The organism is Nocardioides bruguierae (genome assembly GCF_023656415.1).
Classification (GTDB): domain Bacteria; phylum Actinomycetota; class Actinomycetes; order Propionibacteriales; family Nocardioidaceae; genus Nocardioides; species Nocardioides bruguierae.
In genome coordinates, this window is the sequence record NZ_JAMOIL010000035.1 from 22,393 (window position 1) to 37,504 (window position 15,112).

Sequence of the window (15,112 nt, forward strand, 5' to 3'; positions counted from 1 at the left end):
CGCTGCCGGGAGTACACCGACCGGTGTGGCCGGGGTCGCCGCACAGGCGCGGATGGATACACAGATCGGGGTATGACGCGGTAGACCGACCTGTCTACCTTCGGTCCCGTGCTCGCCCAGGACCAGCCCGTCGAGTGGACGCCCAAGGCCCACGACCTGCTCGAGGCCGCCGCCGCGCTGTTCTACGAGCGCGGGATCGCGGCCGTGGGCGTCGACACGGTGGCCCAGCACGCCGGCGTCACGAAGAAGACGCTCTACGACCGTTTCGGCTCCAAGGAGCGGCTCGTCGCCGAGTACCTGCGCTCCCGGGAGGAGCAGCGACGCGCCGCGCTCGTCGCGGCGCTGGACGAGGCGCGCGACCCGGTCGAGCGGGTGGCAGCGGTCTACGACGGCACGCGGGCCTGGGCCGCGGCGCAGCCGGTGTGGCGCGGCTGTCCGGTCGTCAATGCCCACGCCGAGATCAACACCGCCGGCCACCCGGCGTACCCGCTGGTCGCGGAGCAGAAGCGCTGGACCCGCGACCTGTTCTCCGGCCTGCTCGTCTACGCCGGCGTGCCGGCCGAGCACCGCGACGCGCTCGCCACCCAGCTGCTGGCGCTCCTGGAGGGCGCCCAGGTGGTCGTCGGCATGGGCGCGGACCCGCACGGCTTCCTCCGGGCCCGGGACGCCGGCGTGGCGCTGGTCCGGTCTGTGCTCGCCTGACCGCCCACCGGTACGCGGCCGCCTGGCCACGCCTGGCTGGGTAGCCTTCGACCGCAGTGGACGGCACGGGCAACACAGCAGGGGAGCAGGCGTGATCCAGGCGAGCGAGCGCACGGACGGCATGACGCTGTCCGGGCCGGTCGAGGTCGTCGGCACCGGGCTGCTCGGCACCTCGGTCGCCCTGGCGTGCCGCCGCGCCGGCCTGGAGGTGCTGCTCACCGACGCCTCGGCCGAGCACCTCGCGACGGCTGCCGAGCTGGGCGCCGGTCGCCCCCGGCTGCCCGAGGACGCCCCGCAGCTGGTGGTCGTCGCCGTGCCGCCGTCCGCGCTGGGGACCGTGATCACCGACGTGCTGGTGGCGACCCTCGAGCACGGCACCGTGGTGACCGACGTCGGCTCGGTGAAGGCCGCCCCGCTGGCCGGCGTCCTCGCGGGCGCGCCGACCCAGGTGCACCGCTACGTGGGCAGCCACCCGATGGCGGGCTCGGAGCGGTCGGGGCCCTCGGCCGGCAACGCGTCCCTCTTCGAGGGCCGGCCGTGGGCCATCACCCCGCACGCGGACGCCGACGTGGCGGCCGTCGAGCTCGTGGAGCAGCTGATCAAGGTCTGCGGCGCGGTGCCCGCGTGGCAGACCCCCGCCGAGCACGACCGGGCGGTGGCGCGGATCAGCCACGTGCCGCACCTGATGTCGGCGCTGGTCGCCGGGCGGCTCTCCGGCGCGCCCGACAACCACCTGGCGCTGGCCGGCCAGGGCGTGCGCGACGTGACCCGGGTGGCCGCGGGCGACCCGCGCCTGTACGGCCAGATCGTCGGCGGCAACGCGGCGGCGGTGGTCGAGCTGCTCACCGAGGTGCGCGGCGAGCTGGACCGGCTGATCGAGGCCGTGGGCTCGGGCGACGCCGCGGCCCTGGACGGCATCCTGGAACGCGGCGTCGAGGGCACGAGGTCGATCCCGGGCAAGCACGGCGGGCCCGCGGTGCCGATGACCTCGGTGTGGGTGACGGTCTCCGACCGGGCCGGCGAGCTGGCCCGGCTGCTGGCCGACGCGGTGGCCAGCCAGGTCAGCGTGGAGGACATCCGCATCGACCACGACACCTCCCGCGAGGCCGGTCTCGTCGAGCTGGTGGTGGCGCAGCGCCGCGGCGAGCACCTCAGCGACGCTCTGGAGTCGAGAGGCTGGACCGTCCAGCGGTAGGCTCACGCCCCGTGAGCAGCGCCCCCGACCCCCAGACGCACTCGCCCAGCAGCACCTCGGAGCTCCCCCCGACCGCCGGCATCGTCGTCGCGGTCGACGGCACGTCCGGCTCGGGCAAGTCGAGCACCTGCCGCGGCGTGGCCCAGCGGCTCGGCCTGGCCTACCTCGACACCGGCGCGCAGTACCGCGCGATGACCTGGTGGATGCTCGAGCACGGCGTCGACGTGCACGACGCGGACGCCGTCGCGGCGCGCGCGGGCGAGCCCGACCTCGTCTCGGGCACCGACCCCGCCGGCCCCACCATCACGGTGGACGGCACCGACGTCTCGGCCCCGATCCGCGGCGAGGCCGTCAACGGCGCCGTGAGCCCGGTCGCGACCGTGCCGGCCGTGCGGGCCCGCCTCGTCGACCTCCAGCGCGAGACCATCGCCGCGGCCCTCGGCGGCCGCGGCATCGTCGTGGAGGGCCGCGACATCGGTTCCACGGTCGCCCCCGACGCACCGGTGAAGGTCTACCTCACCGCCGACCCGTCGGCCCGCGCGCGCCGCCGGGCGCTGGAGGAGGGCGGCTCGGATGCCGCCGCCGTCGAGGCGAGCCTGCGCAACCGCGACCAGATCGACTCCGGTCGCGCCACCAGCCCCCTGACGATCACCGACGGCGCGGTGCAGGTGGACTCCACCGACCTCACCCTCGACGAGGTCATCGGCCTGGTCAGCGGCCTGGTCGTGAGCGCGGCCACCGGCTCCGCCGTGGGGTCGTCGTGACGCTGCTGACGGGCTTCGGCTCCAAGGTCGGGCTGGGCGCGCGGGTTGGTCGACCCCTGCGGCCGCGGGAGCGCGCCGCCGTCCACACCGACCTGCCGCGCACCGACACCACGCCGTACCCCGCCCGCCACCTGCTCTACCCGCTGCGGCCGGTCTCCCGGTTCCTGGTGCGGCGCCGGTGGGACATGGGCGTCCACGGCGAGCACCGCGTGCCGCAGGGGCCGGTGATCTTCGCCGCCAACCACGTGGGGGCCTCGGACGGTCCGCTGCTGGCGATGTTCGCGCCGCTGCCGGTGCACGCCCTGACGAAGTCGGAGCTGTTCGGCGGCAAGCTGGGCACCTTCCTCCTGCACTCGGGCCAGGTCCCGCTCCAGCGGTTCGGTGCCGACACGGCGGCGATGCGCACGTGCCTGCGGGTGCTGCGCGACGGCGGCTCGGTCGGGATCTTCCCGGAGGGGCGGCGCGGCGACGGCGAGATGCGGCGCTGCCACACGGGCGTCGCCTACCTGGCGATGGTCACCGGTGCGCCGGTCGTGCCGGTGACCTTCTTCGGGACGCGGGAGCCGGGCGGACGCAGCGGCTCCCTGCCCCCGTGGGGACGTCGCCTCGACATCGTCTTCGGCGAGCCGACCAGCGTCGAGCAGACGCCCTGGCCGCGGACCAAGGAACACGTGCACGCCACCACGGTGTTGCTCCACCGGTACCTGCGCGAGCAGCTGGCCGCCGCGAAGGCCGAGACCGGCCGTCGCCTCCCCGGGCCGCTCCCGGCCGGGGACCTCGAACCCGATCCTCTGACCGCCACCACGGTCAGCGAGCTAGGAGAAGCATGACCGAGCACGCCGACGCCCCCCTGGGCCCGGAGGGCTCCGGCCCCGATGGTCCCGGCGCCGACGGCCCGACGCCGGTCCTGGCCGTCGTGGGCCGCCCGAACGTGGGCAAGTCCACCCTGGTGAACCGCATCATCGGCCGCCGCGAGGCGGTCGTGCAGGACATCCCGGGCGTGACTCGGGACCGGATCAGCTACGACGCCGACTGGAACGGCCGGTCGTTCACGGTCGTCGACACCGGCGGCTGGGACCCGGACGCCCGCGGCCTCGCCGAGCGGATCGCGGCCCAGGCCGAGATCGCCGTGAGCCTGGCCGACGCCGTCCTGTTCGTCGTCGACGCCACCGTGGGCATCACCGACGCTGACGAGGCGGTCGTCAAGATCCTGCGCAAGGCCGGCAAGCCCGTCGTCCTGGCCGCCAACAAGACCGACGACCTGCGCACCGAGTCCGAGGCCTACGGCCTGTGGAACCTCGGTCTGGGCGAGCCGTACCCGGTCTCGGCGCTGCACGGCCGCGGGTCGGGCGACATGCTGGACGCCGTCCTGGCGGCCCTGCCCGAGACGCCGCCGATGCCCGAGGGTGTCGAGGTCGGCGGCCCGCGCCGCATCGCGCTGGTCGGCAAGCCGAACGTGGGCAAGTCCTCGCTGCTCAACAAGCTGGCCGGCGAGGAGCGCTCGGTGGTCGACAACGTCGCCGGCACCACCGTCGACCCCGTCGACGAGATGGTCGAGCTCGGCGGGCGCACCTGGCGCTTCGTCGACACCGCCGGCATCCGCAAGCGCGTGAAGGAGGCCTCGGGGCACGAGTACTACGCCTCGCTGCGCACCTCCGCCGCGATCGAGCGGGCCGAGGTCTGCGTGCTGCTGGTCGACGCCGAGCAGTCGATCTCCGAGCAGGACGTGCGCATCCTCCAGACCGTCCGCGAGTCCGGCCGCGCGCTGGTGATCGCGTTCAACAAGTGGGACCTCGTCGACGAGGAGCGCCGCTACTACCTCGAGCGCGAGGTCGAGCGGGACCTGGTGCAGGTGCAGTGGGCGCCGCGGATCAACATCACCGCCCGCACCGGCTGGCACGTCGACCGGCTCGTGCCCGCGCTCGACCGGGCTCTCGAGGGCTGGGAGACCCGCGTCGGCACCGGCGCGCTCAACACCTTCCTCGGGCGTCTCGTGGCCGAGCACCCGCACCCGGTGCGCGGCGGCAAGCAGCCGAAGATCATGTTCGCGACCCAGCCCTCCACGGCTCCGCCGACCTTCGTGCTGTTCACCTCCGGCAAGCTGGACGACGGCTACGAGCGCTACATCGAGCGGCGCCTGCGCGAGGAGTTCGGCTTCGTCGGGTCGCCGATCATCCTGCAGCAGCGCGTGCGCGAGAAGCGGAAGCGCTCGTGAGCGCCTCCGCTCCGCGCGACCCTCGCGGCACGGCGCCCGTCGCCCACTGGGACGGCGTCTACGCCGAGCGTGGTCCGCGTGACGTGTCCTGGTACGAGGAGACGCCGGCCGTCTCCGCGCGGCTCGTGCTGCGCGACGGCGTGCCGGCCTCGGTCATCGACGTGGGGGCCGGTGCGTCGACCCTGCCGGACGCCCTCCTGGACGCCGGCGTGGGCCACGTGACGCTGCTCGACCTGTCGCTGCGCGCGCTGTCGCTGACCGCCGCCCGGCTGGACGAGCGGTCCACGGCCCTGACCACCATCGCCGCCGACGTCCTGACGTACGCGTTCGAGGACGTCTTCGACGTGTGGCACGACCGGGCCGTCTTCCACTTCCTCACCTCGCCCGAGCAGCAGGCCGCCTACGTGGCCGCCGCCGCGGGCGCGGTGAGGCCCGGTGGGACGCTGGTGCTCGGCGCGTTCGCGCCCGACGGCCCGGAGTCGTGCTCCGGGCTGCCGGTGCAGCGCTGGTCCTCGTCCTCCCTCGCGGAGGCGTTCGGGTCGGCGTTCGACCTGGAGCACACCGAGCAGGCCGAGCACCACACGCCGTGGGACGCCGTGCAGCCCTTCACCTGGGTGGTGCTGCGGCGCCGCTGAGCGCTCTTCTCGATCAGTGGGTGCGTCTGCTGTCACCAGGTGGCAGCAGGCGCACCCACTGTTCTCAGTTTCGCAGGTTCGCTCCTAGCCTCGCGGCATGAGGCGCGTGCTCCCCGTCGTCGTCCTGGGTCTGGTCATGCCCCTGCTGGTGGCGCTGCCCGCCGCGTCCGCGCCGGTGGCGGGGTGCCGCGTGTTCCCCGCGTCGAGCTGGTGGAACACCTCCGTGCGCGGTCTGCCGGTGCACGCGCGCTCGCGGGCGTGGCTGCGCACCATCGGGACCGACGGCAGACTGCACCCCGACTTCGGGCCGAACCCCGGGGGAGTGGACTACGGCATACCCGTCACGGTCGTGGACGCCGAGCACCGGCGGGTGCGGGTCCGGTTCACCTACGCCGACGAGAGCGACCGGGTGCGGTACCCCCTCGGTCGTGACACGCGGATCGAGGGCGGGCATCGTTCATCTGGCGATCGCCACGCGATCGTCGTGGACCGCTCCGCCTGCCGCCTCTACGAGACGTGGGCGACCCGACGCGTGGACGGCAGGTGGCGTGCCGGATCGGGCGCGGTGTGGTCGCTGCGCTCGAACGACCTGCGGCCCGACGGGTGGACCTCTGCGGACGCGGCGGGGCTGCCGATCCTGCCCGGGCTGCTGCGGTGGCGGGAGGTGCGGCGCAACCGGATCGACCACGCCATCCGGTTCACCGTGCCCGTGACGCGCCGGGCGCACCTGTGGCCTGCACGGCACCACGCCGGCTCGACCGACGCGGTCTCGGCGCCGCCGATGGGGGCGAGGTTCCGACTGCGGGCCTCCTACGACGCCTCGGACCTGGGGCGGTACGCCCGCCGCGTCGTGCGGGCCATGAAGACGTACGGGCTCGTGCTGGCCGACAACGGGTCGGCCTGGTACTTCCAGGGAGAGCGGAACGCGCACTGGCCGTCGCGCCTCGTCGCAGACCTCAAGGAGATCCCTGCGTCGGCGTTCGTGGCCGTCGACACCTCGTCGCTGCGGGTGGACCGGGACTCGATGGAGACCCGCTGACCTGGGGATCTCCGTCGGCGGACCAGGTCGGCGTGGCCCTCGGGGGCGCCGATTCCGGCCTCGGAGAGGGTCTGTTGTAGTGTTCCCGTGCTGGTCCACCGCGATCCGGTGAACCAGCTTCGGGCTGTAGCGCAGCTTGGTAGCGCACTTGACTGGGGGTCAAGGGGTCGCAGGTTCAAATCCTGTCAGCCCGACCGAACCAAACCGCCTCTGACCTGCGGAAACGCAGACGTCAGAGGCGGTTTTGTTGTCCCTGGCATCCATCGGCTGCTACCCCTGCTGCTACCCCTGCTGCTACCCCATGGCCAGTTGGGTACGTGAATGGATGGGATCGGCCAGATCGTTTCGTGATGCCAGCCTCACTTCAGGGCCGGCGGCCGAGGAGACGCCGAGCCGGCCAGTCGTTTGGATGCCAGCCCCAACGTCCACTCGACTGTCCGTTGTATCCCCTAGCCTGAGGCCATGACTGTGGCGTTCGGACCCGTGGAGCGTTGTGACGTCGGTGGAGACGAGTACAAGTGGGTGCTGGAGCGACTCCATGGAGATCAGTCAACTGTCCTCCTCTATGGGAGTCGCGCTCGAGGTGATGCACGCGCTGACAGTGACATCGACGTTCTCCAAGTAGTGGAGACTAATCCGCATTGCTACTCTGTGGATAACATAAATGTGGCCGCGTACACGTTTGGACATCTAGAGCAGTTGGCTAGCAGGGGGAGCCTCTATATGCGGCACCTCAAATATGAGGCCGTCATCCTTCGCGATGATGATGGGCTCACAAAGGACATCTTCGCCATGTATCGTGATCCGCGAGATTACGCAGCCCTTCGCCGAGAACTAGCTATAGTGGTTTCTGTTCTTGGTATCGACGGTTCACGTCGAGGTGAACCAAGTGAATCACGAGTATATGCCTATGTTCTGCGCACATTAATATATGCGGAATGCGCCATGCGTGGCGAAATTGAGTTCGATGTCGTGCGTGCCGCCAACAGTGTGGATCTACCAAATGTGGGTCTATCCATTCGCGAGAAGACTGTGACGTACGAAATGTTCGACACGTTTTCAAAAATCATGCTGGATCGTGCAGGCGTCCTGCCACCAAAAGTGAAGCCGCGAACGTTCGGGGAAGCGGTACTTTGGACGGGCGTCGAGCATCCGCTTGCAGGTGCGCTCCTCGAGAGTTTTGCTGGCGCTGTAGGTGAACTCGAATATACTGCACTCACGTTGCCACTTGCATGACGCCGTCAATGTGGTGGTGCAGATGCCGTCTATAGACCACTTGGTAGTTATCGGTGACGTGCATGGAGAATCAGTAAAATTGTCACGAGCAATCCAGGCTATACGAAATCAGTCGGTGGAAATCGTGTTCGTGGGAGACTACGTGAATCGTGGACCTGACTCTCGAGGTGTAATCGATCAGCTGCTGGAACTCAAGCGCGAATTCGGTGAGCGACTTACGCTTCTTCGAGGCAATCACGATCAGGTTCTATTAGACTTCTTGAACTACGGCGATATAGCTGCTCTCGTCGGGCATGGCGGGATTGCTACTGTAAGGTCATACATGTCTGAGAGTCAGGGAGGATTTGAGGAATTCAGGGACTTGTTTCCGGAAGCTCATCTTTCGCTGCTAAACTCGACGGTAGATTTTTATGAGGATCATCAGCTGCTGATTACTCACGCCGGATTTGACCCGTCGAGAGTCGGCTGCCGTGATGGCGATGCTGTACGCGGGTCCGGCCATCGCGAGTTGTTCAGTTATAACGGGCCTTTTCCCAACAAGTTTACGATATTCGGGCACTATGTTCAGCGGACGGGAAGACCGTGGGTCACGGACTCGATGGCCTGTATTGACACTGGGTGTGGATCCATTCCTGGAGCGCCCCTTTCGGTCATGTACTGGCCGTCCAAGAAAATGGAGATGTACTAAAAGTGGAGCGTATTCATGGACGTTGAGGTGACCTCCCTTGCTCCGTTGCGGCGCGCGCTTGAGGGAGGAGAGGGCGTAATAGCTGTTCACTATGCCTGTGAGTCTTTCTTGACTGCCACAGATCATCCCCCAGGTATTGCTAGTGCGGCAATCTCGGACCTCAAGACGGGTGAGCTCATTGGCTTTAGCCGGGCGGACTGTCCTCCCGGGGCGTCGGCTCAAGAGTCTGAGATCTACCTGTTGAGGCGACTGTTTGAGGTTCTACGATCTCGCCAGGACGCGCATGTTCTACATTGGAACATGGACAGGCCGGAATTTGGTTTCGATGCTCTCGTGAAGCGTTGGAATTATCTGACTGCAGATCCGGTGCCATTCGACGTGCCGCGGCAGCGGTACGACGTTGACGACCTGTTTGGCGCCGTTTACGGTGAATCGTATGCCCCCCATGGCAAGCTTGAGAGCATGGCGCAGCTTAATGGCCTTGATATGCGCTCATTTCGCACCGGAAGAGAGGAGGCTGAGGCCTACGATTCGGGAAACTGGGCGGCACTCGGTCGTTCTTCGGCGGCGAAGGCTGGAATCATCGGGACGCTGCTCAGAAGATTGTTGGATGGTTCAGCAAAAACGGCTGTCAGCGCGGGCCAGGTGTCTTTCGCTGGAGGGCGACTAGATGCTGTTCAACTCATTCTCACGCTGGCAGAGCGGTTCTTGCTCGTTCAGAGACGGCTGCGGAAGCATCCCCACGGGGGGGGGGCCGGCGTGCCCTTCAATAATGAATATGATGATCAGTTCTTGCTGCGGGCACTGCTGGCGCAGTTCTTCGATGATGTCCGAGCGGAGGACTACACGCCGTCCTATGCAGGGTCAAATAGTCGGATAGATTTCGTTATCCCCGGATATGGTCTTGCAATCGAGCTCAAACATGCCTCTTCCTCGCTAACGGACGCGAAGGTCGGGGAGCAGTTGGCCGTCGATAGGGATCGATATCAAAAGCATTCCGATGTTAGACACCTGATTGTACTAGTTTTCGACCATGACGGACATATCGAGGAACCGCGAGGCATTGAAGCCGACCTACAGAGGGAGAATAGTCATCCAGATCTAACCGTCACCGTCCGCATAGTTGATAGATGAGTGAATTGCTCGACCAGTTCAATGATGTTGCGAGCCAGCTGATTTGCCAGCACTTATTTGGAGGGTCACGTATGAAAGAACCTGTGTGCGATGGGCAGGCGATCTGTCCGTCGTGTCGGCGCTCGTACTTGGAAAGTGAGGCGAAAACCCACGTTGATGCCCAGTTCTGCAACGGGTGTTCACGTTGTAGCGGTCGGCCTGCTTGTTACCTATGTCAGGGGATGTTCTGCTCCTGCTCGGTTCATTAGCTGTCGGGATATAGACTAGTTTTTGGGGCCTGCGTGATAGGATTTCTTGGTCGGTTGTTGGCTTTCAGTACGCCTGCCGTCCCGTAAACCATCACGCGGTGCCAGGATGGCGCGAGAATAGGTCGTTTATTTGATCGAGGGCTGCGCGTCGGTCAGTCTGAGACACGTGGCCGTAGACATTCATTGTCATTTCTATGCTTGAGTGTCCGACGATTTCCATCGCGGTTCGAGGTGGAACATTCAATGAAAGCAGTACCGAGATGCATCCGTGTCGGAAGTCGTGGAGCCGGACGACTCGGACGTTAGCTGCTCGGCAGGCTGCCTGCACCAGGCGCGTGGTATTTCGGGGGTCCAGCGGGGTGCCGATGCCAGTGGTGAAGACGTAGCCGGTGTCCTGCCAGTCCATGCCGTGTTTGTCGCGTTCGTCGGCCTGTTGCTGTTGTTGGTCTTTGAGGGCAGTGAGGACAAGCCCGGGGAGAGGGACGGTCCGGCGGGAGCGGGCTGTCTTGGTGGGCATCGTGGTCAGCTGGCCGTCGATTCGGTGCAGGCCGCGGTTGATCTGGAGGGTCTCGCCGTCGAGGTCGACGTCCTCCCAGCGCAGGCCGAGGGCCTCGCTGCGTCGTAGGCCGAGAAGTGCCAGGGTCACCAGCAGCGCGTAGTGCGGCTTGTCTCGGTGGAAGCGGAGAAGCTGCTTGATCTCGTCGACGTCGAGAGGCTTCACCTCCGTCTTCGGCGCCGCCGGGAGTCGGACGAGCTTGGCGGGGTTGCTGTCGAGGATCTCCTCGCGGACGGCGTCCTCGACGGCGGCACGGATGGTGGTGTGGACGTACCGGATGGTGCGTTCGCCGGTGCCGGCCTTGCGGAGCTTGTCGTAGAAGAGGCGCAGCTGTCGGGCCGTGATGGCGTCGATCTTCGTCTTGCCGATGCCGGGCACGATGTATCGGTTGACCATGAAGACGTAGGTCTTGTGCGTGGTCGGGCGGACGCGGTGCACGACGATCTGGTGGAGCCACTCGTCCATGTACGTCTCGATGGTCATCGCGCGGGGTGCCTGCCGGCGGCCGCGGTTCTCTTCCTGGACGAGCTTTCCGACTGCGAGCTCGACCTCCCGCTTGGAGACGCCGCTGACGGTCCTGCGGACGCGCTTGCCGTCGGTCTGGGTCACCCAGACCTGGCCTTGCCAGCGGCCGTTGGGTCGCTTGTAGATGCCACCGGAGCCGTTGACTGCCTTGGTCACTGGAAGGCGTCCTGGTCCATGGCGGCGACGTAGTCGGCGAGGGCTCGGGCGGAGATGCGGCGGCAGCGGCCGACCTTCATGGAGCGGAGCTCGCCGGAGTTCATGAGGTTGTAGACCATGGGCCGGCCGACGTGGAGGAGGCGGGCGACGTCCTCGGGGGTGAAGAGCATGGGGGGCATGTCGTCGGCGGTGAGGAGCCAGACGTTGGGCTTGATGGTGACGGTGCCGTCGACGTCGTCGACTGCTTGGCGGGCGGTGTCGAGGTTGAAGAGGTAGTCCATGAGGGGCTCCCGAGATGAGTACTGGTCGTGGCGGTGTGGTGGGGTGGCCCGGTGGTGGGGCGTCCTCCTGACGTGGGGATGGTCTGCGGACCCGGAGGTCCGTCAAGGGCACTTCGTGCCACTACGTGGTTCGCTTCGCTCTCCCTTGACCGCCCTCCGGGTCCGCAGAGATCGGCGGGTTGTCAGGAGGACGCGGGAGGTCCGGTCGACGGGGCTGTGGTGGCGAGGCCGAGCTGGGCCTTGGCGGACTGGTAGTCGGCCTGCCAGCGGATGCGTTCGGCGATGGCGCGGGTGAGCACGATCCGGTACACCGGGACGGGGGCTTCGTGGGCGTTCCAGAGCCGCCACTCATACCGGGGCCGGCCATCGGGGCGTTTGGTGTCGGCGGCGAGGCGGTCGAGCTCGACGGAGTCGATCCCGGCGGCCTCGAGGGTCTGACGGACCACGTCAGCGCGGTCGGCACGGTGGTCGGTGAGGGTCTTGCCGGTCCACCGGCGGGAGACCAGGACGCGTCGTCCGCCGCAGCCGAGGTGCTGCTCGTCGTGGGCCTTGCCGGGGCAGGAGCCGGGGAGGGCCTCGGGGGTGGCGCCGTCGGGTTGGACGCCGTAGCGCAGCCAGTTCCAGCAGCGTGGTGAGCAGGGCAGCCACCGCAGCTCGGCGAGGAGGCGGTCGACGTGTGAGCGTTGGCGGCGCGTGAGGTGGGTGCCGGGGGTGGTGGGCTCGGACAGGCTCTTGCCGAGGTACTTGGTCAGGTAGGCGACGCGACGGTCGGCGTCGTCCTCGTCGGCGACGACGCCCTGGATGTCGATCTGCTTGCCCAGCCGCAGGGTGTGCGCGGGTGAGGCGGCGTCGCCCTGCTGGTCGAGGCTGTCGAGGGCCTGGGCCCAGGTAGGCAGGGGGTTGCCGGTGGTGGGGTCGACGAAGTCGGTGCCGTCCCAGAGGGGGAGGGCGTGCTGGGGGTAGCGGACGACGTCGAAGGGCGGCCACCACACGTGCTGGTAGGTGGCGGCGGCGACCTGGCGGAGGAGCTCGCGGGGGATGGCTCCGCGTAGTGCGGTGTGGAGGTGGGGTGCGAGGCGGCGTTGGGCCTCGATGACGGCGAAGTACTGGACCTGGTAGCCGGTGCAGCGGCGGAGGTTCTGCCAGACGCGGTCGATGAGCTTGGGGAAGTGCAGCGCGTCCAGGGCAGCGCGGCGATAGTGGTACCGGGCCGGGGCGACCGGGGTGCCGTCGTCGCGGACGCGGCCGTAGGAGGGCAGCGTGAAGGTGACGAACATGGAGGGCCGGTAGGTCCGGCCGCTCGGGGTGGTGAAGGTCTGGCCGATGGTCCGGTGGTCCATCGGGACGCGGGGGAGGTCCGGGGCGTCCTGCCGGCGGCGGGTGGAACGCACGCGTCGGTCGCCAGCGTCACTGGGCTCTTCGATGGCGGCCTCGGTGTCTTCCGGGTCCTCGGTGTCATCGGCCGGGTCATCGGCCGGGTCCTCGGTCGGGCGCCGCTCGGGCTCGTCCTGGAGGTGCCAGCCCTCGCGGCACTGCTGCATCCGCAGGACCCTGTTCCGGTGGGCGCAGGGCTCGCACTTGGACGCCAGGGTGGCGCCGCACGGGGTGGAGACCAGGTGCAGTTGGCCTGTGACGGTGTCGGCGACCTCGTGGACGACAGGGCGGATGCAGACGCCGTGCTGCTGCGCGAGGTCGCGCAGAGTGTCGGTGGTGATGCCGCGGTCGATCATGCTGCACCCCAGCCATGGTCGGGTGCTTGGTCGTGTCGGTGGTCGCCGTCGCTCTGGTGGGCGTGGCACTGGTGGGGGAGCGGGGTGCGGTCGCGGCCGTTCCAGAAGCCGGAGGTGACCCCGAGCTCGAGGGCCGTGCGTTCGCAGTCGTGGCTGACGGGGCAGGTCAGGCAGATGCCGGCCATCTCGAGGCGCTGGTCGATCGTCCGGGCGACGGGCTCGGCGATCCACGGCAGATCGGCGGCGTCGCGGCAGCGGGCCTCGGCCAGCCAGGACTCCTGCACGGCCAGTTTCGAGGGGGTGGGCGTGGCCTGATGACGCATGTCAGCTCGCCTCCTGATCGGCGGTCGTGTCGCGGGCGGGGCGGCGGGGACGTCGTACGGAGTCGTCGACGGCCAGGGGCGGGACGTCGAGGTGGGTCGAGGTCGCGAAGCGCTGGGCGACATTGCGGATGGCGTCGTCGCTGGCGTAGCCGGCGCGGACGCGGAGTGCGGGTCCGCCGTCCTCGGGGACGACGTAGGCGGTGCCGGGGACGTCGCGGGTGATGCGGTGGCAGGCCGCGCCGGTGGTGGCGGCGGAGTCGCCCAGGACCATGGCGGTCTCGGAGGCGTCCTTGAGTCTCAGACCGATGGTCTGGGTGAACAGTCCGCGTGAGGGGATGACCTCCTTGCGGGGGTCCTGGAGGCAGGCGATGAACACGAATCCCGTGGCTCGACCCTGGGAGCAGAGCAGGTTGATCGCTGCCTCGGCTCGGCGCTGGAGGTCGCGCTCGGTGCTGTAGGCGGTGAGGGCGGCGAGCTCGTCGATCATCACGACGTGCAGCGGCTCGGCGGTGCTGGGGCGGTGGCTGCGGACCTTGCCGGCGTAGGCCAGGTTGCGTTCCCGCATGAGCGTCACGAGGTGCTCGAGGGAGGCGACAGCGGTGCCGGCGTCCGTGGCGGTGGTGCTGAACAGCTCGCGCCCCATCAGGACCTCCATGCCGCCCTTGAGATCGATGCCGTGCAGCAGCACGCGTCCCTCGCGCACGGCGCCGGCGAGGGCGAAGGCGATCGACCAGAACACCGATCCCTTGCCGGAGCCGGAGGAGCCGGCGACCAGGGTGTGCGGGCCCAGGGGGAGCCGCCAGGTCTCGCCACGCTCGGTACGCCCCAGGGGCAGTGACGAGAGGTCCAGGACGTCGGCTCGCGCCGTGGCGGCGAACGGGCGCCGGAGGTCGTCGCCCACCGTGAGGTGAAGGACGACGTCGCGGAACCCGCGAGGCTCGCACCGGACCCGGGCGATCCCGAGGGCGGTCTGCAGGGCCGGGCCGGCGGCGTCGTACTCCTCGATCATCTGCCCGCGGACCGGGCGGACCGTGACCCGCATGTGCGGCCACAAGCCGGCGATGCTGCGCAGCTCGGGAAGCCCATGAACATCCAGCCCACGGGCGGCGGCGACATCGGGCCAGACCTCGCGGACCTGACGGCGCCACCACCACGTGCGGGGCAGCGCGGTGGCGTGGCCGAAGGAGACCGGTCGCGTGAGGGCCCAGCACCGGATCGCTGTGATCACCACAACGAGGCCCGCCACCGTCGCGGCGACCAGCACGGCCGACGGGCGAACCAGCCACGGCACGGCGACGACGAGCACGATGACACCGGGCTGCTTACGGGTCACGAGCAGGAACCCACGTCCCCACGAACCGATCTCCTTCAGCGCACGCATGACGTCACGCCACGTCCGGGTCGGGGCAGCGACGCAGCTCGCCGGCGGCGGCCTGGAGGTTCTCGATCGCCTCGGTGATCGCCGAGCGGGCGACGCGGAGCATCTCCTCGGTGTCGTCCGACGGGCAGCCGGCGAGGTTGCGCAGCACGTACTGCACGAGGTCGCCGGCCTCGTCGATGCGCTTGACCAGGCGGATCAGCTCGGCGGCCGCGTCCTCGCTGTTGCGGATGCCGGTGAACATGAGCCACTCCCGAGGGGCTCCCGCGCGGCTCATCGGTTCATCACCGGGACGGTGACGGTGAGG

At 68.7% G+C, this 15,112-nt stretch carries 16 protein-coding genes and 1 tRNA gene; 11 read left to right on the top strand and 6 right to left on the bottom strand.

All coding sequences use genetic code 11. The features are described from left to right. The first annotated feature begins 108 nt into the window (after positions 1-108). The 11 genes from M8330_RS19325 (at position 109) to M8330_RS19370 (ending at position 9,608) form a co-directional block, all read left to right on the top strand. Positions 109-702 (top strand): TetR/AcrR family transcriptional regulator, encoded by a 594-nt coding sequence (locus M8330_RS19325; protein WP_250828659.1) that lies wholly within the window; start codon positions 109-111, stop codon positions 700-702. Positions 703-793: 91 nt separating this feature from the next. After that, the gene (locus M8330_RS19330; RefSeq protein ID WP_250828660.1) at positions 794-1,897 is read left to right on the top strand and encodes a prephenate dehydrogenase; all 1,104 of its coding nucleotides are present in this window, start codon (positions 794-796) and stop codon (positions 1,895-1,897) included. Between the two features lie 11 nt (positions 1,898-1,908). After that, the gene (gene cmk / locus M8330_RS19335) at positions 1,909-2,661 is read left to right on the top strand and encodes a (d)CMP kinase (RefSeq protein WP_308196008.1); all 753 of its coding nucleotides are present in this window, start codon (positions 1,909-1,911) and stop codon (positions 2,659-2,661) included. Next, positions 2,658-3,491: a lysophospholipid acyltransferase family protein gene (locus M8330_RS19340; RefSeq protein ID WP_250054733.1), complete on the top strand. Its 834-nt coding sequence runs from the start codon at positions 2,658-2,660 to the stop codon at positions 3,489-3,491. Before cmk ends, M8330_RS19340 begins: the two co-directional genes overlap by 4 nt. Next, entirely contained in the window at positions 3,488-4,876 is a 1,389-nt protein-coding gene (gene der / locus M8330_RS19345) for a ribosome biogenesis GTPase Der (protein WP_250054731.1), read from the top strand. Before M8330_RS19340 ends, der begins: the two co-directional genes overlap by 4 nt. Continuing rightward, positions 4,873-5,511 carry a class I SAM-dependent methyltransferase gene (locus M8330_RS19350; protein ID WP_250828661.1) on the top strand — a complete coding sequence of 213 codons (639 nt, stop codon included), beginning with the start codon at positions 4,873-4,875 and terminating at the stop codon, positions 5,509-5,511. The genes der and M8330_RS19350 overlap by 4 nt, the downstream gene beginning before the upstream one ends. 97 nt (positions 5,512-5,608) lie before the next feature. After that, positions 5,609-6,550, top strand: a complete 942-nt coding sequence (locus M8330_RS19355; protein WP_250828662.1) for a hypothetical protein — start codon at positions 5,609-5,611, stop codon at positions 6,548-6,550. A gap of 120 nt (positions 6,551-6,670) precedes the next feature. Then, positions 6,671-6,744 (top strand) — tRNA-Pro (locus tag M8330_RS19360). A 268-nt stretch (positions 6,745-7,012) separates the two neighbouring features. Then, entirely contained in the window at positions 7,013-7,786 is a 774-nt protein-coding gene (locus M8330_RS19365; RefSeq protein WP_250828663.1) for a nucleotidyltransferase domain-containing protein, read from the top strand. 22 nt (positions 7,787-7,808) lie between these two features. Continuing rightward, positions 7,809-8,474: a metallophosphoesterase gene (locus tag M8330_RS22770; protein ID WP_372490271.1), complete on the top strand. Its 666-nt coding sequence runs from the start codon at positions 7,809-7,811 to the stop codon at positions 8,472-8,474. A 333-nt stretch (positions 8,475-8,807) separates the two neighbouring features. Beyond that, positions 8,808-9,608, top strand: a complete 801-nt coding sequence (locus M8330_RS19370) for a PD-(D/E)XK nuclease domain-containing protein (protein WP_250828664.1) — start codon at positions 8,808-8,810, stop codon at positions 9,606-9,608. A 339-nt stretch (positions 9,609-9,947) separates the two neighbouring features. Here M8330_RS19370 and M8330_RS19375 read toward each other — a convergent pair whose 3' ends face one another. The 6 genes from M8330_RS19375 to M8330_RS19400 all read right to left on the bottom strand — a co-directional run bounded on the left by M8330_RS19375 (position 9,948) and on the right by M8330_RS19400 (position 15,082). Continuing rightward, entirely contained in the window at positions 9,948-11,093 is a 1,146-nt protein-coding gene (locus M8330_RS19375) for a tyrosine-type recombinase/integrase (protein ID WP_250828665.1), read from the bottom strand. Next, on the bottom strand, positions 11,090-11,374 hold the full coding sequence (locus M8330_RS19380; protein WP_250828666.1) for a helix-turn-helix domain-containing protein: 285 nt from the start codon (positions 11,372-11,374) through the stop codon (positions 11,090-11,092). The genes M8330_RS19375 and M8330_RS19380 overlap by 4 nt, the downstream gene beginning before the upstream one ends. Positions 11,375-11,556: 182 nt before the next feature. Next, on the bottom strand, positions 11,557-13,104 hold the full coding sequence (locus M8330_RS19385) for a replication initiator (RefSeq protein ID WP_250828667.1): 1,548 nt from the start codon (positions 13,102-13,104) through the stop codon (positions 11,557-11,559). Then, positions 13,101-13,427, bottom strand: a complete 327-nt coding sequence (locus M8330_RS19390) for a WhiB family transcriptional regulator (RefSeq protein ID WP_250828668.1) — start codon at positions 13,425-13,427, stop codon at positions 13,101-13,103. The genes M8330_RS19385 and M8330_RS19390 overlap by 4 nt, the downstream gene beginning before the upstream one ends. A 1-nt stretch (position 13,428) precedes the next feature. Next, positions 13,429-14,808, bottom strand: a complete 1,380-nt coding sequence (locus M8330_RS19395) for an FtsK/SpoIIIE domain-containing protein (RefSeq protein ID WP_250828669.1) — start codon at positions 14,806-14,808, stop codon at positions 13,429-13,431. Positions 14,809-14,812: 4 nt separating this feature from the next. Then, complete coding sequence (locus M8330_RS19400) at positions 14,813-15,082, bottom strand: hypothetical protein (protein WP_250054720.1); 270 nt, start codon at positions 15,080-15,082, stop codon at positions 14,813-14,815. Positions 15,083-15,112 lie beyond the last annotated feature (30 nt).